This window comes from Mycoplana rhizolycopersici (assembly GCF_013378445.1).
GTDB classification, from domain to species: Bacteria; Pseudomonadota; Alphaproteobacteria; order Rhizobiales; family Rhizobiaceae; genus Mycoplana; species Mycoplana rhizolycopersici.
The window spans coordinates 121,934-142,536 of sequence record NZ_JABXYK010000013.1 but is presented as its reverse complement, the minus strand read 5'-3'; the positions used below and the strand labels follow the sequence as shown (position 1 = coordinate 142,536).

Annotated in this window: 19 protein-coding genes and 1 pseudogene; 3 read left to right on the top strand and 17 right to left on the bottom strand. The window is 64.0% G+C overall.

The window, feature by feature from the left end:
• Positions 1-159 precede the first annotated feature (159 nt).
• The 4 genes from HV823_RS19685 to HV823_RS19670 form a co-directional block, all read right to left on the bottom strand.
• Entirely contained in the window at positions 160-1,491 is a 1,332-nt protein-coding gene (locus tag HV823_RS19685) for a TRAP transporter large permease (protein WP_210270866.1), read from the bottom strand.
• A 3-nt stretch (positions 1,492-1,494) separates the two neighbouring features.
• Entirely contained in the window at positions 1,495-2,070 is a 576-nt protein-coding gene (locus HV823_RS19680; protein WP_176951449.1) for a TRAP transporter small permease subunit, read from the bottom strand.
• Between the two features lie 62 nt (positions 2,071-2,132).
• Positions 2,133-3,152, bottom strand: coding sequence for a TRAP transporter substrate-binding protein (locus HV823_RS19675; protein ID WP_176951448.1), 1,020 nt, complete (start codon positions 3,150-3,152; stop codon positions 2,133-2,135).
• Between the two features lie 50 nt (positions 3,153-3,202).
• Entirely contained in the window at positions 3,203-4,003 is an 801-nt protein-coding gene (locus tag HV823_RS19670) for a GntR family transcriptional regulator (RefSeq protein ID WP_176951447.1), read from the bottom strand.
• 157 nt (positions 4,004-4,160) lie between these two features.
• Between HV823_RS19670 and HV823_RS19665 the strand changes: the two genes are divergently transcribed.
• From HV823_RS19665 to HV823_RS19655, 3 genes are read left to right on the top strand one after another with little or no spacing between them, the layout of a single operon-like run.
• Entirely contained in the window at positions 4,161-5,360 is a 1,200-nt protein-coding gene (locus HV823_RS19665; RefSeq protein WP_176951446.1) for an enolase C-terminal domain-like protein, read from the top strand.
• Positions 5,361-5,372: 12 nt separating this feature from the next.
• Positions 5,373-6,140, top strand: a complete 768-nt coding sequence (locus HV823_RS19660; RefSeq protein WP_176951445.1) for an SDR family oxidoreductase — start codon at positions 5,373-5,375, stop codon at positions 6,138-6,140.
• 11 nt (positions 6,141-6,151) lie between these two features.
• On the top strand, positions 6,152-7,189 hold the full coding sequence (locus HV823_RS19655) for an L-idonate 5-dehydrogenase (RefSeq protein WP_176951444.1): 1,038 nt from the start codon (positions 6,152-6,154) through the stop codon (positions 7,187-7,189).
• Positions 7,190-7,424: 235 nt separating this feature from the next.
• On the opposite strand, the pseudogene HV823_RS19650 reads toward HV823_RS19655, so the two are convergent.
• From HV823_RS19650 to HV823_RS19590, 13 genes and pseudogenes are all read right to left on the bottom strand, one after another.
• Positions 7,425-7,901, bottom strand: a pseudogene (locus HV823_RS19650) (TAXI family TRAP transporter solute-binding subunit); the annotation flags it as partial.
• A 218-nt stretch (positions 7,902-8,119) separates the two neighbouring features.
• Positions 8,120-9,109 carry a Bug family tripartite tricarboxylate transporter substrate binding protein gene (locus HV823_RS19645; protein ID WP_176951443.1) on the bottom strand — a complete coding sequence of 330 codons (990 nt, stop codon included), beginning with the start codon at positions 9,107-9,109 and terminating at the stop codon, positions 8,120-8,122.
• 62 nt (positions 9,110-9,171) lie between these two features.
• Positions 9,172-10,677 (bottom strand): tripartite tricarboxylate transporter permease, encoded by a 1,506-nt coding sequence (locus HV823_RS19640; RefSeq protein ID WP_176951442.1) that lies wholly within the window; start codon positions 10,675-10,677, stop codon positions 9,172-9,174.
• A 9-nt stretch (positions 10,678-10,686) separates the two neighbouring features.
• The gene (locus tag HV823_RS19635; RefSeq protein WP_176951441.1) at positions 10,687-11,148 is read right to left on the bottom strand and encodes a tripartite tricarboxylate transporter TctB family protein; all 462 of its coding nucleotides are present in this window, start codon (positions 11,146-11,148) and stop codon (positions 10,687-10,689) included.
• 160 nt (positions 11,149-11,308) lie between these two features.
• On the bottom strand, positions 11,309-12,292 hold the full coding sequence (locus tag HV823_RS19630) for a tripartite tricarboxylate transporter substrate-binding protein (RefSeq protein WP_176951440.1): 984 nt from the start codon (positions 12,290-12,292) through the stop codon (positions 11,309-11,311).
• A 208-nt stretch (positions 12,293-12,500) separates the two neighbouring features.
• Positions 12,501-13,850, bottom strand: a complete 1,350-nt coding sequence (locus HV823_RS19625) for a sigma-54-dependent transcriptional regulator (protein ID WP_176951439.1) — start codon at positions 13,848-13,850, stop codon at positions 12,501-12,503.
• Positions 13,847-15,679 carry a sensor histidine kinase gene (locus HV823_RS19620; RefSeq protein ID WP_343051942.1) on the bottom strand — a complete coding sequence of 611 codons (1,833 nt, stop codon included), beginning with the start codon at positions 15,677-15,679 and terminating at the stop codon, positions 13,847-13,849. Before HV823_RS19620 ends, HV823_RS19625 begins: the two co-directional genes overlap by 4 nt.
• Before the next feature lie 136 nt (positions 15,680-15,815).
• Complete coding sequence (locus HV823_RS19615; protein WP_176951438.1) at positions 15,816-16,394, bottom strand: peroxidase-related enzyme; 579 nt, start codon at positions 16,392-16,394, stop codon at positions 15,816-15,818.
• Positions 16,391-16,879 carry a CMD domain-containing protein gene (locus tag HV823_RS19610; RefSeq protein ID WP_176951437.1) on the bottom strand — a complete coding sequence of 163 codons (489 nt, stop codon included), beginning with the start codon at positions 16,877-16,879 and terminating at the stop codon, positions 16,391-16,393. Before HV823_RS19610 ends, HV823_RS19615 begins: the two co-directional genes overlap by 4 nt.
• A gap of 109 nt (positions 16,880-16,988) precedes the next feature.
• The gene (locus HV823_RS19605) at positions 16,989-18,278 is read right to left on the bottom strand and encodes an NAD(P)/FAD-dependent oxidoreductase (RefSeq protein WP_176951436.1); all 1,290 of its coding nucleotides are present in this window, start codon (positions 18,276-18,278) and stop codon (positions 16,989-16,991) included.
• On the bottom strand, positions 18,275-18,922 hold the full coding sequence (locus HV823_RS19600) for a VOC family protein (RefSeq protein WP_210270864.1): 648 nt from the start codon (positions 18,920-18,922) through the stop codon (positions 18,275-18,277). Before HV823_RS19600 ends, HV823_RS19605 begins: the two co-directional genes overlap by 4 nt.
• Positions 18,922-19,719, bottom strand: coding sequence for an ABC transporter permease (locus HV823_RS19595; RefSeq protein ID WP_176951434.1), 798 nt, complete (start codon positions 19,717-19,719; stop codon positions 18,922-18,924). Before HV823_RS19595 ends, HV823_RS19600 begins: the two co-directional genes overlap by 1 nt.
• Entirely contained in the window at positions 19,719-20,576 is an 858-nt protein-coding gene (locus tag HV823_RS19590) for an ABC transporter permease (RefSeq protein WP_176951433.1), read from the bottom strand. The genes HV823_RS19595 and HV823_RS19590 overlap by 1 nt, the downstream gene beginning before the upstream one ends.
• Positions 20,577-20,603: the final 27 nt, after the last annotated feature.

Sequence of the window (20,603 nt, the reverse complement as noted above, 5' to 3'; positions counted from 1 at the left end):
TTTGATCAAGGCCGTGTGGCGTTCCGCGATAGCTTTATCGATGATGCAGCCCCTCCCCCAGCTCGTGCGGCGACAGCGCGGTGACGTCCAGCCGGAAGGCAAAGAAACAGCTCCATTCGCGGCCGATGCCAAAGAGCGGGGCGACGGCGGGTCGCCCCCCTACCAGCGTCCGGTAATGCCCGGGAAGAAGAGAAGCAACGCGACGGCCAGAATCTGGAGCATGATGAAGGGCACCAGCGCCTTGAAGATGATGCCGAGCGTAATGCCGGGAGGGGCTACCGATTTCAGATAGAAAGCGGCCGGGCCGAAGGGCGGCGAAAGGAACGACACCTGCATGTTCATGCAGAAGAGAACGCCGAACCAGACTGGATCCATGCCGAGCGACTTGATGATCGGCACGAAGATCGGCATCGTGAGCAGTGCGATCCCGACCCAGTCGAGAAAGGCGCCGAGCACGAACAGGATCAGCATCATCACGAGCACAATCACGGTGGGATTTTCGGAAATTCCGGTGATCATGCCGGATACAAAGTTCACGCCGCCCATCAGGTTATAGACGCCGACAATCGCCGTCGCGCCGATGCCGATCCAGACGATCATGCCGACGGTGGAGAGCGTCTGCATGGCCGCATCGCGCAATAGGGCATAGGAGAATTCACCGCGCAGGATGGTCGAGACGATGACGCCGCCAACGCCGATGGCGGAGGCCTCCGTCACGGAAGCGATCCCCGCGTAGATCGAACCAAGAACGACGAAAACCACCAGAATGGGCAGCGCGAGCCCCTTGAGAAGGCGAAGTTTTTCTTCCCTGGGAATCGGCGTCGTATCAACCGGCGGCACGATGCCGGGTGTAAAATAGGCACGCACCAGGATGTAGGCGACATAGAACATCGCTAGCATGAAGCCCGGCAGGAAGGCTGCGGTGAAAAGTTCACCGATGGAGACGTTCGCCGTCAGGCCGTAGATGATGAGGACGATGGAAGGCGGGATCATCGTGCCGAGCGAACCGCCTGCGCAGACAACGCCGATCGCCAGGTTGCGGTCATAGCCGAGCCGGAGCATCTGCGGCAGCGCGATGAGGCCGAGCAGCACGATCTCGCCGCCGATGATTCCGCTCATGGCGGCGAGGATTACCGAGACAAAGACGGTCTGCACGGCGACGCCGCCACGAATGCGGCCGGCGAAGAGCTTCATCGCGTCGAAGAGATCGCGGGCAATGCCGGAGCGGTCGAGGATCGCCGCCATGAGCACAAACATCGGTACGGAGACGAACACGAAGTTCATCACGAAGGAATATACGCGGCTCGTGATGAGCGGAATCGACATCGGGCCGAACCAGCCGAGCGCGAAGATGAGAGCGACGAGCAGGGTGACGAAAGCGAGCGGCATGCCGGAAAGCAGCAGCGCGACCATCATCACGAACATGAGGACAGTGCCCCAGCCGATGCCGAGCGCCTGTAAATTGATGCTGAAATCCATAAAATCGGTCATCGATCAGTCCGTTGCGCCACGCTTGGCATAGTTGACGGCGAGTATCAGAAACTGAACGACGAGCAGGATCATCACCACGAGGATGAATATCTTGACCAGCGCGGGCGTTGGCGGGCTCCAGGCGCTGCCGGTGGTTTCCAGCCGTATCTCTCCCGAGGGTGTCACCACCGCCCGCTCGACCATATGGTAGGCGGCATAGGCGAAGAAACCGCTCGCAAGGGCGCTTACAAGCGAGATCAGGATATCTGCGATGCGGCGCACCCGGGGGGGGAAATGATCGTAAAGCAGCACCACGCGGATATGCGTGTTACGGCAGGTGCAGTAGAGCCCGCCGAAGATGAAGGAGATGCCGCAAAGAAAGACTGTCGTCTCGTGCGCCCAGATGGTGGGCGCGTTGAACAGGTAGCGCAGGAACACTTCCGTCAGAAGAATGAAGGCCGCCGCGACGATGCCGATGGCGAAGACATACCCTGTCTTGTCGACGATGCGCCCGAGAAGACCGGCTTCTGGAACGGCGGTCGCGATCACATTGCCGATCACGGCCTCGACCGCGACGGCTTCCGGATTTTCCTTTATCATGCCCCTCTCCCTTTGGCACGAGAAAAGCGGCGGCCCCGACGAGCCGCCGCATGGATTTGCGATCAGAGCATTCCCTTGCCCTTGAGATACGTCGTCAGCGTATCGAACACCTTCTGCGCCATCGGCGAACGATCCGCGATGTTCTCCCATTCCGCCACGCCGAGCTTCCGGAACTTGGCGCGCTCCTCCGCAGACCAGTCGTGAATAGTGATCGAACCCTCCGCCTTGGCTTCCTCGACAGCCTTCTGGTCGGCCGCTTTCAGACCATTGATCTGCGTCTGCTGGAATTCCTTGACGGTTTCCTCAAGCATCTTCTTGGTGTCCTCAGGCAGAGCGTCCCACTTGGCCTTGTTCATCGACACTTCGACGAGCGGCAGCGAGTGGAAGCCGGGATAGACCGGATGCTTCGCCACGCCGTTCAGGCCCTGCGCCTGGTTTACGGAAAAGACCGAATAGTCGGCCGCGTCGACGACACCCTTGTCGATTGACGTGTAGACTTCCGAGGACGGCAGGTTGACGGGTGCTGCGCCGGCCGCCGCGAAGACGTTGGCGATCGGGCCTTCCGGTGCGCGCAGCTTGAGGCCCTTCAGGTCATCGACCCCGTCAAGCGGCACACGCGAGACGAAGGATTCGAGGCCCGGCGTCGAGACGCCGATGAAGTGCAGGCCGTAGGAGCCGAGCAACTCCTGCATGAGCTCCTTGCCGCCGCCGTTTTCGACGAAGTCGATCATCTGCGAGGGATCGGACCAGGCACCGACCGGGTTCGAGATCAGGCCGAAAGCCGGATCCTTGCCGGCCCAATAGGACGAGTCGCAAATCTGGCCATCCAGGATGCCGCCCGCGACGGCGTCGAGCGTCTCGTTATATTCGACGACCGAGCCGACCGGCAGAAGCTCGATCTTCACCTTGCCGCCGGAGCGCTCGGCAACGAGGTCGGTCCAGCCTTTCTGATATTCGAAATTGGGATTGCCAGCCGGATCAGACGACTGGAAGCGGAAGGTAAATTCCTGCGCGAACGCCGTGCCCGCAAGACCGATGGCCGCAACGATCGCGACCGTGGTGCCGATAAGAAAACGCTTCATTATAATCCTCCCATGGATAATTGGTCTTGGCTTGAACAACCAACCCCATGCTACAGGGGTTGTCGGGGCACCGGCCAGTCGGTTTTTTCCGACCGGATGGAGTAGCGAATATCGAGAAGAGCCGGATCGATCTGCTCCTCGAGTTGCTGAAGCAAACCGGCGCTATACGTCACCAGCTCGTCCGATGCGGCGCAGGCCTTCTCCTCCGCGCCCGCAAGAATGAAATCCATGATCGCGATATGGCGTTCCGCGCTCCCAACTATACCGTCACGCCCGCTGATCTCGGCGATATGCAGATAACCGATGCGGCGCGCGATGGCGTGGAGCGGGCTGAGCACGCGCTCCAGGAAGCGCTCGCCGGAAGCGCTGATGAGGAGCCGGTCGAATGACTTGTCCACGGCGTTGAACGCATCGACCGGCATCGTATCGATCTCGGCGGCAAGCTTGCGGCGCAGATGGTGAACGCCCGCCCGGTCGTTGGCCGTCATGTTACGGATCGCCATTGCCGTCACAAAGCGGTTGAGATCGCGCCGCAACACGGAAAGCTGCCTTTCCCGGGAAAGATCGATGGGGGCAACTCTCAGCCCATTGCGCGGGTGAATTTCCAGCAGCGTCTCAGCCGCAAGGCGACGCACCGCCTGGTGGACCGGGGTGCGTCCAAGGCTAACCATCGCCTGCAGGTCCTGCGTACGAATCTCGGCACCCGGCGCGATGCGCATTGCGACGAAAAGCTCTTCTATCCGCTCATAGGCTATCGTCGTGAGATCGCGGCTCTGCTCAAGGGGCCAGACGCCCTCCGTGCCAGTAAAGGACGAGGCGTTTCGCACTGTTCCGGTTTTTTTCACCAGCATCGTCTCTTGCAAAAAACGCCCCCAAGGACTATTGCGGTTCGGGCGTGATATTTCACATAATATCAGAATATGTCAATCGTAGCGCACAGGATTTCGCGACATCCGAGCGGACCGGGGCGCCGGGTAGCGAACGCCGCCGACATCGCGGGAGGTAGAAGTGAAGATCATTGCACTGGAAACGCTGCGGACCGAGGAATTCTCGAACGTCCTGTGGGTCCGCGTTCACACCGACGAGGGAACAATCGGCCTCGGAGAAACCTTTTATGGCGCCGGCGCCGTCGAAGCGCATATCCATGACACGTTGGCGGGCCGACTTCTCGGCCAGGACCCGCTAAGGATTGAGGCCCTGAACCGGATCATGACCGACCTGCCGATGGCCCAGTCCTCGACCGGCGCGGAGTACCGCGCGGCTTCCGCCATCGACATCGCGCTATGGGACCTGTTCGGCAAGGTCTGCGGCCAGCCGGTGCACCAGATGCTCGGGGGCCTCTGCACGGAGAAGCTGCGCGTCTACAATACTTGCGCCGGCTATGGCTATGTCCGCAGCAACAATATCCGTCCGGTCGACACCTGGAACCTTGGTGCGGCCGAAGGCCCCTATGAGGATCTCGCCGGCTTCATGACGGACGCCGGCGCACTGGCCGAAAACCTTCTGGAAAGCGGCATCGGCGCCATGAAGATCTGGCCCTTCGACCCGGCCGCCCAGGAAAATCGCGGCCTCTTCATTTCGGCCGAGCAGATGAAAAAGGCCATCGAGCCCTTCGAGAAGATCCGCAAGCGCGTCGGCGACCGCATGGAAATCATGGTCGAATTCCACTCACTTTGGAACCTGCCGACCGCCAAGAACATCGCCCGGGCGCTCGAGCCCTACGCACCGACCTGGTACGAGGATCCGATCCGTATGAACTCGCCGCAGGCGCTGGCGGAATACGCGGCCTCGACGAACGTCTGGGTCTGTGCGAGCGAAACGCTCGGCTCGCGCTTCCCCTACAAGGACATGCTGGAGCGCGACGCAACCCACATCGCCATGGTCGATCTCTGCTGGACCGGCGGCCTTACCGAGGGGCGCAAGATCGCGGCGCTCGCCGACACCTACCACCGCCCGTTCGCCCCGCACGACTGCACCGGCCCGGTCGGCTTCGCCGCGGCGGTCCATGCCTCGTTCAGCCAGCCCAATACGCTCATCCAGGAATCGGTACGCGCCTTTTATACCGGCTGGTACAAGGAACTTGTAACGGTGGTCCCCACCATCAAGGACGGCTACGTTCTGCCGATGGAAGGGCCGGGACTGGGCGTCGACCTGCTTCCTGCGGTCTATAACCGCTCGGACCTCACCTGCCGCAGATCCGAACTCTGAGGAGTGGAAACCTTGACGAACCGTCTTTTCGATCTTTCCGGCCGCACGGCGCTCATAACCGGTTCCACCCGGGGCCTTGGCAATGCGATCGCCCGTGGCCTTGGCGATGCCGGCGCACGCCTCATCCTCAACGGCCGCTCGGCGGACGCGGTGGCGACAGCGGCGGCGGCATTGCGCGAGGATGGCCATACTGCTTTCGAGGCCGCCTTCGACGTGACAAGCGAGGCCGAGGTCGTCCGTACGTTCGAGCGCTTTGACGCCGAAGGCCTGGAAATTGACATTCTCGTCAACAATGCGGGCATCCAGCATCGTCAGCCGATGGTGGATCTTGCGCTTGCCGACTGGCAACGGGTGATCGACACGAACCTCACCAGCGCCTTCCTGCTTGGCCGCGAGGCGGCCCGCCGCATGATCCCGCGCGGGCACGGCAAGATCGTCAATATCGGCTCGCTAACCAGCGAACTCGCCCGCGCCACCGTCATTCCCTACACGGTCGCCAAGGGCGGCGTGAAAATGCTCACCAAGGGCATGGCGGCCGAATGGGCCAAATCCGGCATCCAGGCCAATGCAATCGGCCCCGGCTACATGCTGACCGACATGAACGAGGCGCTGATCAACAACCCGCAGTTCGACGCCTGGGTCAAGGGCCGCACCCCGGCTGAACGCTGGGGCCGGCCCGAGGAACTCGTTGGCGCCGCCGTCTTCCTGTCGTCGGCGGCATCCGACTACGTCAATGGCCAGATGATCTATGTCGATGGCGGCATGCTGTCGGTTCTTTAAGAGGATATGCTATGCGCGCAGTCGTTGCTCATGCCGCCCACGATCTTCGCCTGGAGGAGCGACCGGAAGAGGCCGCGCCCGGCGAGGGACAGGTTCTCGTCCGCGTCGCCGCCGGTGGCATCTGCGGATCCGACCTGCACTATTTCCACAATGGCGGCTTCGGCACTGTTCGCCTCAGGGAGCCGATGATCCTCGGACATGAGGCTTCCGCCGTGGTTGCCGCCGTGGGCAAGGGCGTTGCGGGCCTTACCCCGGGGGACCTGGTCGCTATCAACCCCTCCCTGCCCTGCGGCCAGTGTGAGGAATGCCGCCGTGGCCTGCGCAACCATTGCAACGACATGATGTTCCGCGGCAGCGCCATGCGCTTTCCCCATGCACAGGGGCTCTTCCGAGAAACACTGGTCGTGCCGGCCGGCCTCCTGCACCCTGTCGGCCCCGGCGTCGATGCCGGGCTTGCGGCGCTTGCCGAGCCCTTCGCCGTCTGCCTGCATGCCGTCAAGCAGGCCGGATCGCTGCTCGGCAAAACGGTTCTCGTCTCAGGCTGCGGCCCAATCGGTTGCCTGACCGTGGCCGCCGCACGTCTTGCCGGCGCCCGACACGTCATTGCCTGCGACGTCGTGGAGGCGCCGCTCAAGTTCGCCGAACGGCTCGGCGCCGACGAGGTCGTTTTGGTCGGAGCAGATGCGACAGGGCTTGCGCCCTACAAGGCCGGCAAGGGCGGGATCGACGTCGCCTTTGATTGCTCCGGCCATCCGGCGGCGGTCGCAACCGCCATCGAATGCCTGCGCCCGCGCGGAGCACTGGTCGCCGTCGGCCTCGGCGGATCGATGCCCTTTCCGCTGCCCTCGGTCGTCACCAAGGAACTGGCCGTGTTCGGCAGTTTCCGCTTCGACACGGAATTCGGCGAAGCGGTCGATCTCATCGCCCGCGGCCGGGTCGACCTATCCCCGCTGATCAGCCACACCTACCCGGTCGATCGTGCCGTCGAGGCCTTCGATCTTGCAGGCGACCGCAGCCAGGCGATGAAGGTTCAGATCGATTTCGGCTGATCGCGGCAGATGATCCCGCGCAAATGACGTGGGATGGGGTCAGGCTCCCTCCACGCCCATAGCAGGGGGGTGCTCGGTAATCGTCGACTGAAAGTCTCCGCGGGCGGGCCGGCGGAGGCTTGGTCGTTCAGATCTCGTCCAATGCGAGTGCACGGCCAGCCAGCGACTGCCGCTCCACGATCAGCGCCAGGATCGCAACGCCGATCAATGTCGAGACCAGTTCGGGCGCGATCAGCAGCAGCGTGCCCGAGCCCGGCTCGTCGAGCGAGACCTTCTTGCCCTTGAGATCGGCGACCGAGGCGATGCCTGCATCCTTGCGCGCGACAAGATGGATGCTCTCGGGATAGAGGTTGGCGATCAACCGCAGCTTCTCGACCGTAGGCTGGCCCTCCCACAGGCCGGTGCCGGTCTGTGCCCAATAGGCCACGTCGGACTGGCTGAAGCCAGCCTCCAGCGTACCACCGTTGATCGAGTTGACATTGCCGACCGAGCCGTTCGAGGCAACGGCCGTGGCGATGGGGCCAGGCACACCGCAGGAACCGCCCTCATTGCAAGCGCGCGAGCCGGGCGGATTCGAGATGGCGTTCGCAATCAGGCCGCCGATCGGATAGTAGGTGCCGGCGGTACCGCCCGTGCCAATGTGGAAGAATTTCATGTCCTGGGCCGCGGCGAACTGGAACATCAGGCCGACGGCGATCGCCGCTCCCGCCATTGCCTTGAACGAAAAGAATTTCGTGTATGCCTCCCAATAAGAATCATTTTCGTCGATGCCACCTTCCGGCGGTCATTAACAAAACCCTAGCCTAGCGCCGGAGTGCTCGACCGCTCGGAGAGTATGTCTTCCGCGACGGCCGCTGCAATCGGTGAAGGGTTACCGCATTGTCCGACGCCAACGCGATACCGCTTCGGCTGGAAATGCTCTGGCCCAGATCAGTCGAGCTGGATCTTCGCGTCCCGCACCACCGGTGTCCACTTGGCGATCTCGGCCTTCACATGGGCTGCGAGTTCCTCCGGTGTCGAACCGACGATGGTGGCGCTGAATTCGGTCATTCGCTCTGCCACGGCGGGATCGGCCAAAGCCTTGTTGGCGGCGTCGTTCAGGCGCGCGACCACTTCTGGAGGTGTTCCGGCGGGGGCGAACAGCGCGTTCCACGTGTAGGTTTCGTATCCCGGGACGCTTTCGCCCACCGTCGGCATTTCCGGGAAGGACGGTGCGCGCTCCTTCGTCGTCACCGCAAGCCCACGCAGCGTGCCCGTCTTGATGTGCCCGGACGACGACGGCAGGTTGTCGAACATGATCGGAACCTGATTGCCGATCACATCATTCAAGGCCGGGCCGGCTCCCTTGTAGGGTATGTGTTCCATCTCCACGCCCGCCATCGACTTGAAGAGTTCGCCCGAAAGATGCAGCGGTGTGCCGTTGCCCGAAGAGGCATAGCTGTATTTCCCTGGCTCGGCTTTCAGCAGCGCGACAAGCTCCGCCACCGTCTTCACCGGCAGTTCGGGATTGACGATCAGCACGTTCGGCACGACGACCAGAAGCGAGATCGGCGCGAAGTCCTTTTCCGCGTCGTAGGGGGTCGACTTGAGGATCAGCGGGTTCAACGCATGGGTGGCGACCGTGCCCATGAGGATCGTGTAGCCGTCCGGCTCGGCGCGGGCGACATTGTCGGCGCCGAGGTTGCCGCCGGCGCCGGCGACGTTCTGGACAATCACCTGCTGGCCGAGGTCGTCAGACATCTTCTGGGCGACGATGCGCGCGACCACATCCGTGGATCCGCCAGCGGCGAACGGCACCACCATGGTGATCTGCCGATCCGGAAAGCCTTCGGCAAGCACGGGCGATCCCAGTGCCAGCGTCGCTGCCAGCGAAAGGCCGGCAGCAAGCGCACGGCGGCGGGTCAGGTGCAGTCTTCTCATATCGTTTCCTCCCTTTGCTGATCTATCTGGTAGCGGTTCCGCAGGGCGCGCCCCTGCCGGGCTCAGTCTTCTTCCTGGAACACCTCCTCGCGCTTCGCCTTGACCGACGGCAGGAAGACGATCACCAGCACGGCGAGCGCGATCAAAAGCAGCGTGGCGCTGATCGGCCGGGTGATGAACGTGGTCGGATCGCCGCGCGACAGGATCATGGCGCGCCGCAGGTTTTCCTCCAGCAGCGGGCCAAGCACGAAGCCGAGCAGCAACGGTGCCGGTTCGCAGCGCAGCTTGACGAGCAGGTAGCCGGCGAGCCCGAAGAAAGCGACGGCGTAGAGGTCGTACACGTTGGAATTCACGCTGTAGACGCCGATCGAGCAGAAGGCCATGATGATCGGGAACAGGACATAGTAGGGAATCGTCAAGAGCTTCACCCACAGGCCGATCAGCGGCAGGTTCAGCACGACGAGCATCAGGTTGCCGATCCACATCGAGGCGATGATGCCCCAGAACAGCGCTGGCTGCTCGGAAGCGACGTTCGGACCCGGCACGATCCCCTGGATGATCATGGCGCCGACCATCAGCGCCATGACCGGATTGGCGGGTATGCCGAGCGTCAGAAGAGGGATGAACGAGGTCTGCGCCCCGGCATTGTTGGCCGATTCCGGTCCCGCGACGCCGGCGATCGCGCCGTGGCCGAATTCCTCCGGCTTGTCTGAGACGCGCTTTTCCACCGTATAGGAGGCGAAGGCGGCAAGGATGGCGCCGCCGCCGGGAAGGATGCCGAGCGCCGAACCGATTGCCGTGCCGCGCAGCACCGGTGCGGCCATGCGCCGGAAATCATCGCGCGTCGGCCACAGCCCGCTCACCTTTTGCACCAGCACGCTTCGCGTCTTTTCGCCTTCCAGATTGCGCAGGATTTCCGCGATGCCGAAGACGCCGACGGCGACGGCGACGAAATTCAGACCGTCCGCATATTCGCGTATGCCGAGCGTGAACCGCGGCGTGCCGGTGTAGATGTCGGTACCGACGAGGCCGAGCAGCAGGCCGAGCGACACCATGGCCAATGCCTTGACCACGGAGCCGTGCGCCAGCGCCACCGACGAGACGAGACCGACGATCATCAGGGAGAAGTATTCGGCGGCGCCGAACTTCAGGGCTATTCCGGTCAGTGGGATCGCAAACAGGGCGACCAGAAAGGTCGAGACGGTGCCGGCGAAAAAGGAGCCGAGCGCTGCGATGGAGAGTGCGGCACCTGCCCTGCCCTTGCGCGCCATCTGGTAGCCGTCGATGGCGGTCACCGCGGAGGAGGATTCACCCGGCATGTTGATCAGGATGGCCGTCGTCGAGCCGCCATACTGTGCGCCGTAGTAGATGCCGGCCAGCATGATCAGCGAGGAGACGGGCTCGAGCTGGAAGGTGATCGGCAGAAGCATGGCGATCGTTGCGGTAGCGCCAATGCCGGGCAGGACGCCGATCAGCGTGCCGAGCAGCACGCCGATCAGGCAGAACAGGAGGTTTTCCGGCGAGGCCGCCGTGGCGAAGCCGAGGGCCAGATTGCTGAAGAGTTCCATTGCCGCCTCCTAGAACCGGACCCACGGGCCGAAGCGCTGGAAGGGCAATCCGAGCGCGTAGCTGAAGACTGCCACCGAGAAGAGCGTGATCGCCGCAGCCAGCATCAGCGCCATCGTGGGCTTCATCCGTGACGAGGCGAATGCCGCTATCAGCGCCGTGAAGAAAAGAGCGGGCACGAATCCGAGGCCGCGCACCGTCAGGCCGAAGAAGACGGGCGCCGGCAGGATAAAGGCCATGCCGCGCAGCGCGATCGGCCCGAGTGGTTCACCCGAAACCCGCACCGACTGCACGAGAACGACGATGCCGAGCAACATGAGGATCAGCGCCAGCAGAAGCGGAAAATAGCCGGGGCCCATGCGAAGGGCAGTTCCCAGATCAAGCGTCAGGCTTTGATAGGTGAAGAACCCGCCGAGGATGAGGAAGACAGCGCCGCAGATCGCATTCGTGCTGTCGAATGCCAGTGTTTTCATTTCTCCCCCTGGTGCGGCGGCAGGCCGCGCATGCGAAGCAGTTCATTGTGGGCGCGGGCGACCGAAGACGAACGCGCAACACCAGCGCCCGGACATCCGGTCCACTGTGACAAGTACATGGCCGCCCGCGGCGGGGCCGGGGCGGCCGGGTGCCGGGCGGTCAGTCTGCGTACTGGCCTGCCGCCTCTATGACCGGCTTCCAGCGGGCGATCTCGCCTTCGAGCTTGGCCTTCAGCGCTGCGGGCGTGGCATCGGCCGCCGGCGAGGGAACTGTGCCGAGTTCTGCGAAGCGGGCGACGACGTTGGGGTCCTGCAACGCCACCTGCAACGACTTCGACAGACGCTCTGTAGCCTCGGAGGGCGTTCCCTTCGGCGCGTAGACGCCATGCCAGATCCCCACCTGGAATCCGTCCAGCCCGCCCTCGACCGCGGTCGGTACGTCCGGCAGGACCGCCAGCCGTTCCGGCGAGGTCACGGCGTATGCCTTGATCGTACCGCCCTGGATCTGCTTGGTGGTGTTGGTGGTCTGGTCGCACATGATATCGACCTGACCGCCGAGCAGATCGGTCATGGCCGGGCCGGTGCCCTTGTAGGGCACTGTCGTCAGCGGCGTCTCGATCGCGCTCATGAACAACATGCCGCACAGATGCGAGGCCGCGCCGATGCCGGCATTGGCGACGGTAACCGTGTCCTTGTTCGCCTTGACGTAATCGACCAGCCCCTTGAGGTCGGTCGGCTCGAAATCCTTGCGGGCGACGATCGTCATCGGCACGTCGGTGACGAGACCGACATATTCGAAGGCATTCAGCGTGTCGTAGGCAAGCTTGCGGTAGAGCGTGGCGCTAGTCGCCATGCCGATATGATGCAGCAGGATCGTGTAGCCGTCCGGATCGGCCTGCGCCACGCGCCCGGCGCCGAGCGTGCCGCCTGCGCCGCCGACGTTCTCGACGACGATCTGCTGGCCCAGGTCCTTGGACATGGATTCGGCAACGAGCCGCGCCACCGTATCCGTCGGGCCGCCGGCGGAAAAGGGGACGACCATCGTGATCGTCCGATCGGGATAGGTCTGGGCGCTCGCAGGCAGCGAGGAAAGGGACATGGCCGCAGCGGCGGTCATGCCGAGCACGGCGCTAAGGGTTTTCATCGTGGTCCTCCCAAGGATGCGTGCCGGCGCGGCTCCCCCCGCCCCGGTCACGGATGGACCCACTTTGAGGCCCCGGACCTGCTGCACAACGGTATGATCTGGGTGACGGCGAGGAATCCGGCGCGCGTGCGGCGCAGCATGGGTAGGATCGGAGACATCGGGCTCCCTTGATGGGTGGATTTCCACCCATCGCGCGCCACGCGGCGGTTCAGATGTCGCGGTCTTCGGTGTCGATGTGCACGCTCTTGTCCAGCCCGTGCTTCTGCATCTTTTCATAGAGCGTCTTGCGCGAGATGCCGAGCATTTCATACACGGGCCGCAGGCTTCCGCCGTGCGCCGCAAGGGCGCCGGCGATGAGGCCGCGCTCGTAGGCAGCCACCTTGTCGGCAAGCCGCTGGCTTGCCTCCGTCGTCTCCCCCGGATGCGGGTCCAGTCCAAGCACGAGCCGGTCGGCCGCATTGCGCAGCTCGCGAACGTTGCCGGGCCAGTTTCTGCCGGCGATCTCGGTGACCACCCGCGGCGCCACCTCCATATCGCTGCGCCCGTACCGCGCTGCGGCTTCCCGGACGAGTTGAAGAAAGAGTAGCGGAATGTCCGCCTGCCGCTGGGCCAGCGACGGGACATGCAGGGTCGCAACGTTCAGCCGGTACAGCAGATCGGCCCGGAACCTGCCGGCCGCGACCTCCCGTTCCAGGTCGACCTTGCTGGTTGCTATGAAGCGCACGTCGAGCGGCACGGGCTCGTTGGAGCCGAGCCGGGTAATGACCCGCTCCTGCAGCACCCGCAGAAACTTCGCCTGCAGGTCGAACGGCATCGAGCCGATCTCGTCGAGCAGGATCGTGCCGCCGCGCCCGTGTTCGAATTTGCCGTAGCGCGGCCGCAACGCTCCCGGAAAGGCGCCGGCCTCATGCCCGAACAGCTCGCTTTCGATCAGGTTTTCCGGCAGGGCCGCACAATTGATGGCAATGAAGGGCTTTCCTGCGCGCGCGCTGATGTCGTGCATTGCCCGGGCGACCACCTCCTTGCCCGCCCCGGTGTCGCCGATGACCAACGTATCGGCATCGCTCGCGCCGATGGCGCGCAGGCGATAGCGCAGATCGACCATCACCTGCGTTCGTCCCGGAAGGCGCGCCTCGATGTCGTCGCGCTTGCCCGCGACCGCGCGCAGCCGGCGGTTTTCCAACACGAGGCTGCGCCGGTCCTGCGCCCGACGGATGATCGCCGCCAAATGCTGCGCGGCAAATGGCTTTTCGACGAAGTCGTAGACGCCTGCGCGCATGGCGTTGACGGCGAGTTGCACGTCGGCGTGGCCGGTGACGAGGATGACGGGGAGTTCCGCATCCATCTCGCGGATCCGCTGCAGAAGCGTCATGCCGTCCATGCCCGGCATGCGGATATCGCTGACCACCACGCCATCGAAACCGTAGCCGACGAGTTCCAGCACGCTGTCGGCGGTGGGAAATGTGACGACGTTGAGCCCGTACAACTCAAGCGCCTGTGCGGAGGAACGGCGCATCTCCTCTTCGTCGTCGATCAGGAGAACACGGCTTGTGCTCATTCCGCAGCCTCGCTGATGGCCGGTGCGGCCTCGAGGACGATCCTGAATTCGGCGCCGCCATCCTCGGGCGCCGACACTGTGAGGTCGCCCCCGAAATCCTTGACGATGTTGTAGGAAATAGACAAGCCGAGCCCGAGGCCGCGACCGACGCCCTTGGTGGTAAAGAAGGGGTCGAAGATGCGCTCGGCGATCGCCGTTGGCACACCCGGGCCGTAGTCGCGTATCCTGAGCACCACCTTGTCGCCTTCGTGCGACGTGCGGACATGGACCCGCCTGTCTTCAAGTCCTTCCACGGCATCTGCCGCATTGGTGATGATGTTGACGAGAACCTGCTGCAGCCGGACCGAACCGGCCTGAACCACCGCCGGCGTCTCGCCGAGCTCGACGAGCAGAGCCGCATCCGCCGATTTGAGCCGCGCGGCGACGATCTCGATCGTGTCGCTCATGACGGCTGCAAGCGAAACGGGACCGAGCTTTTCGTTCGGTTTGCGGGCGAAGTTGCGAAGGTGGCGGCTGATGGAGGCCATGCGGTCGATCAGGGCTGAAATGCGCCGCACATTGTCGCGGGCATCGTCCAGCCGGTCACGGTCGATCAGCATGCCTGCACTGTCGGCATAGGTCTTGGCGGCGGCAAGCGGCTGGGCCAGCTCGTGCGAGAGGGCGGCGGACATCTGGCCGAGACCGGCGAGCTTGCCTGCCTGGATCAGGTCGGCCTGGGTCTGGCGCAGCTTCTGCTCCGTAATCCGCCGCTCGGCGATTTCCCGTTCGATGCGCCGGTTGACCCGGGCGAGATCGGCGGTGCGCGCCTCCACGCGATGTTCCAGCTCGTTGCGCGCCTCGTCCTGCAGGCGCATGCGCTCCTCGACCCGCGCGCGACGCTGGAACACGATCGCGACGGCCAGGCCGGCGAGGCCGAAGAAAAGCAGGATCGCGATCTGCATGGTATGCGCCTGCGTACGCACCGAACCCGTGTCCATCAACACGTTTACGGTCCAGTCCGCCTCCGGCATGTAGTTTGACAGCGTCAGATACTCGCGAGTGACGCCGCGGTCGGTGATCGACGTCAGGCGGTAGCCCGTGGTGCTTTCGTCCTCTCGGATGGACAGCGGCTTCAGATCGGCCTCGGCATAGCGGCGGGAGGCCTGCGTCCGGGCCAGCCGCTCGGGCGTCAGCGGCAGTACGCTCGCATAGAGCCATTCCGGGCTGCCCGTCATGAAGATGATCCCTTCGGGATCGGTGACGAAGATCTTGTACTCGCCGCCTTGCCACGAGGTCTCGATCGAATCGATATCCACCTTGAAGACGATTACCCCGCGAATGGCACCATCGACACGGATCGGCGAAGCGAAGTAATAGCCGCGCTTGAGTGAAGTCGTGCCAAGCGCATAGAAACGCGACTGCGCGCCCCTCGCCGCATCCTGGAAGTAAGGACGATAGCTGAAGTTCTGACCGATAAAGCTTGTGGGGCTGTCGTAGTTGCTGGCGGCGATCGTGTCGCCGTTCATCTTTATCACGTAGACATCTGACGATTCCAGCAGCCCGTTGATTTCCTTAAGGTGAAGATTGGCGGCGCTGCGCAAGGCGGCGTTGTCCGGATCGCTGACGAGAAGCTCGATCTCGTCGTGATCGGCGATGAGTTCCGGAAGGGGCTCGAAGCGGCTCAGATGACCACGCAGTGCGGAAACCGCCAGCCGCAATGCCGAGCCTGCCTGCAGCGACGCCTCCTCCATGTAGCGGCGCATCACGAATTCGCCGCCGGGGCCGACCGCGGCGCCGGCGACGAGAAGCAGCACGAAAAGCGCCGCCAGCAGACGGTTTCGTCCCTTCACCAACACGCGGGCTCCTCCTCCCTCGCCACGGCCATGCCGCAAGGCGTCGAAGTCTAGAGAGCAAGCTCGCGCTTTCCAAGACTGTTTCGTCCGGCTCGACCTGAGTGGAATTCAATGCGATCGACCGCCTGCTCCGTCATGCCGCCGGAATCGGCTCGCCCAACGTGTGCATCAGTCGGTTCGCCCATCCGAAGATCGACACGGACAGGATGAGATCCAGGATTTCGAGCTCATTCAGCCCGACCGCGCGCAGCCGGGCGATATCCTCGTCGGTGGCCGCTGGCGGAAATGCCGAAAGAGCGACGGAAAAATCGTAGATGGCCTGCTCTTTTTCGGGCAGGCGGGCGGAGGTCTCCTGTTGGAAGATCGTATCGACCACGCCGGCCGTTCCGCCTGTCTGCTCATAATGGCGGGCATGGACTGCAAGACAGTAAATGCAGCGGTTGACGATTGAAGCGCCGATGGCGCCGAGTTCACGCCCCGGCCGGTCGAGCCCGTCCTTGCCGTACATGATGCCGTTGAAAAGCGGCGAACGATGCAGCAGCGATTCAGGATCATGGGCAAGGACCAGGACGTAGTCCGAGACCTTCTTGTTGGCCGGCGTGATCTTCATCGCCTGCAACTGCTCCGGCGTGGCCTCGTCCAGCCGCACCGGCGTGATGAACGGGCGCCAGTCCAGCACGGCTTTGGTGTAGTCGTGAACGGCCGGCTTCATCGCGAAGCCTCCATCAGCCGGAGGCCGGCCACGAGACGCGCCTGATAGCCGAGAAAAGCGGCAAGCTCCGCCAGCCGCACGATATCGGCTTCCTCGACACCAGCGCGGCGAAGCTCCTCTATGTGCTTTTGGGTGGCGCTGCGCGGATTGCGGGTCAAAAGGTCCGCATGGCCGAGCACGGCAGCGAGCCATGCGTCCTGCGGGGTCGTATCCGGATCGACGAGGCCGGCAAAGTCGTAGAAGTCGTCGCAGGCCGAGAACAGGCCATAATAGTAGTCCTTCATGACCTCGTCGCCCAGCCGCTCGGAAGCGCGCACGGCAATCAGCGCCCGTAGCGCATGCGTAAGGCCGCCCGACTCGGCCGGAGAAAGGACGGCCTGCCGGCTCTTCTCGGTCAGAGCTATGAGTTCCGCGCGGCGCGTAAGCAGCGCCGAAATGGGGCTTTGCGGCTCAATGCCGCCGAGCTCTTCGATCGTATTCGTCATCAGTTCGTCCTTGGGTCGAGGGGCAAGGCCGCCAAGCGGCCCTATAGTGAAGGGGCGATGAAAAAGCCGTCGCTCGGCCGATGTTTCCCGGGCGGCCGGTCGGACCTCGTCACACCTCCTGCCTGTCCTTAAGCCGGTACCAGGGCAGGATCAGGCGGGCAAAGCGCGATACCAGGAAGTGAAGCGGCACCCGCGGCGGGCTCGTCGGGCGCACTGCGAGCCTTTCGTCGGCAACTCCCTCCAATGCGTCTGCCAGCACCGGAGCCATGGCACATGCGAGCGCGAGGCCGCGGCCGTTGCAGCCGATCCACGCGCACAGCCCGTCTTCCCTGCGATGCAGGTGCGGCAGGCGGTCGATCGTCATCCCGATCCGGCCGCCCCAGAATGATGTCATCGGATTTTCCGGCAGCGCCGGAAACATCTCCCGCAGCCGCCTGCCGACCATCGCCTGCAGGCGGTGCGATGCGCCGAACTGGACAGCGAGCGCTCCGCCCGACACCAGCCGACCGTCGCGATCCTTCCTGAAGTAGCGCAGGTCCATGCGCGTGTCGGATGCCGCCTCGTCGTTGGGAAGGATCCGGTCGGCCAGTGTGCCGAGGGGATCAGTCGCCGCCTGATAGGACGTCACCGGCACGATGGATGTGCGAAGCGCCGGCCAGAGATTGCCGGTATGGGCCGCTGTCGTGATTGCAACCTTTGCCGCCAGGACCTTGCCAGCCGGCGTCTCGACGATCCAGCCTTCGGCCCGGCGCGACAGTGCCGTCGCGGGGCTGTTTTCATAGATCGTCACACCCTCCCCGGTTGCGCCGCGCGCAAGACCGACGGTGAAGGCGTAGGGGTTGATATGGCCGCCGCCGCCATGCTCCCAGCCGCCGTGATAGACATCCGTGCCAAGGCGGCCGGCCATTTCCGTAGCGTTCAAGGCTGCGGCCGGCGCCCCGGCTTCCGCCCATTGCGCGGCGAGCCCGGCGACGCGCTTTGCCCGTCCCGGACTTTGGGCGGGCTGCAGCCATCCGTTCCGCCGCGCATCGCAGTCGATCCTGTAGCGATCGACGAGATCATAGAGGCTGTCTGCCGCCCCTCTGACCAGAGCGATGAACCGCTCGCCGCGCTCCCCCGGCCAAAGCTTGCGGATGGCATCCGGGCCGTGCCGCGTGAGGGCGGAAATCACCTGGCCGTTGGCGCGCCCCGACGCCCCATGTCCGATGCCGGTCGCCTCGAGCACGACGACCCTGTGTCCGCGCCTGCGCAGTTCTATTGCGGTCGCCAGCCCGGATATGCCGCCGCCAATCACTGCGACATCAGTCTCGACCGCGCCTTCCAGGCGCGGTGCGGAGAAGCGCTCGCGGGACAGCGCCATCCAAAGGGGCGACGGCTTGTCAGATGGCCACGAGGTCATGCGCAGATCACCTCTATCTGCGCCCCGCATATGGCCCGCAGGTCGTGACGTGCAGGTCTGGTGCCGCGAAGCACCAGGGCGTCGTCGCCCGCCTGCACGGCCACGCCGCTCTCGTCGGCAAAACGCGCCAGCACGGCGGCGCCCGGCAGGGCCACGGCGTCGAGCGACCGGGCTCCGTTCGGATGAAGCAGCAGTTCGTCCCGCCAGAGGCGTTCGCGCGTGTGGTGCTGGCAGACGAGGCATTGCCGGCCGGGCGTCTCGCCCGGATCGATGCGGATGACCGTAAAGCTCAGTTCGCCATCGTCCGTCATTCGCGAAAAATGGCGCGGAGCCTCGGTGCGAACGCCCTTTTCCTGCAGATGGCGTGACGCCTCCGCAATGTCGCCGGTGGAAAAGGCGAGACCGCCGATGCCGTGTCCGGCTGCAATTCGCCTGCGCCACGGCAGGTTTGCCGGCGTCTCGACGACGATGCCGATCAGCTCGATGTAGCTCCCGTCCAGCATGATGCAGCGGTTGGCCGTGCCCATGGCTGCGCTGTGCCTCGTCACCGGGGTCACGAGGAAGCCTGCAGCCTCGAAGGCAGCACCGGCTGCGGCGAGATCGGCGACCGGCAGCACCACGTGATCGATCGGCAGTCGCAGCATCACCCGGCCACCGTCATCTTGTCGATGCCGTAGATGCGGTCGACGACGATAAGAGCCACCACCGCCATTGCCAGTTGCAGCGTGCTGAGTGCCGCGATCGTCGGATCGAACTGGTGCTCCAGATAGCTCAGCATCACCACCGGCAGGGTGTTGGTGCTCGAACTGCCGAAGAAATAGCTGATCGGCAGGTTGTCGAACGACGTCAGGAAGGAAAACAGCGATCCCGCCATGATGCCCGGGCGAATGAGCGGCAACGTCACGTGCCAGAAAACCTTGGCCGGGTTGGCGCCGAGGATCGCCGCGGCTTCCTCGTAGGACCGCGGTACGCCGGCATAGACCCCGGCAACGGTGCGGATCACATAGGGCAGACAGACGACGGTGTGGGTGATCAGAAGGGCTGTGAAGGAGATGCCGATACCCAGCCACGACAGGAAGAACAGGGATGCGAAGCCGATCACGATCATCGGCATGGAGAGCGGCGAGAGCAGGAACGTCATAATCGCTCCCGCCCAGGCGCCGCGCGCGCGGGCGAGAAAAAGACACGCCGGTATGCCGATCGCGCACGAGAGAAGCGTTGCTCCGATCGCCACCTGGAAACTGACCAGCAGCGCATCGATGAACGGCTGGTAGGCGAATATGTTGCCGAACCATTTCAACGACCATCCCGGAATCGGGAAGGCCACATAGCCGGCCGCAGTGAAGGAAACCACGACGACGACAAGGATGGGGGCGAGCATGAAGATGAAGAACAGGACGACGAAGGCCGCCAGCGCGATATTGATCCAGTCTCGTCTCATCACGCCCCCCGGCGGCGGACGAGCCGCAGTTGCAGGAACAGGCAGAAGACGGCGATCACCAGGAGGATCGTGCTCATGGCGCTGGCCATTCCGAAATCACGCGTGGTGTTGAACTGCTGGTAGATCATGAGCGGCAGCGTCTGCAGCCCGCCGCCGAGCATCACCAGCGTGACGAAGCTGCCGTTCGCGATCATGAAAACGAGAATGGCGCCGGTTCCGATGCCGTCCAGCGACAGCGGCAGCGTGACCTCCCAGAAGGTCCGCCATCGCCCTGCGCCGAGGATCTTCGCCGATTCCTCAAGGCGCGTATCGACCGACTGCAAGACCGTGGCGATCGCCAGGACCATGAACGGCACGAGGACGTGGACCAGTGCCGCAATCGCGATCTCCGGCGAGTTGGCGAGCCGCAGCGGGGCGGATAGGACGCCGAACTGGTCGACAAGGAAATTGTTGACGAGCCCCCTGCGCGCAAACAGCACCTGCCACCCGAAGGTGCGCATGATGATCGACGTCAGCAGCGGCGCAATCAGCAGGAAGATCACCAGCCCGGCCCAGCGACCGGCCTTGCGGACGAGAAAGTAGGCAACCGGATAGCCGATCACGACGCAGATGAGTGTAACGCCCGCAGACAGCAGGACCGTCGCGACCGTGACGCGCAGATAGAAACTGTCCGTCAGTAAAGTCAGATAGCGGCCAGCCGTCAGTCCGCCCGTCTCGCCGACGATGCTGCGCATGCCGTTGTCGATCAGCGGCAGGACGAAGAAGGCAGCCAGGAACAGGATGGCCGGAACGGTGAGAAGCCAGGGCTTGATCACCGAAGCGGCGGGTTTTGCGGCGGGCTGGTCAGGCGCTTGCATGATCGATCTGTCCGTGGGGCTTATGCG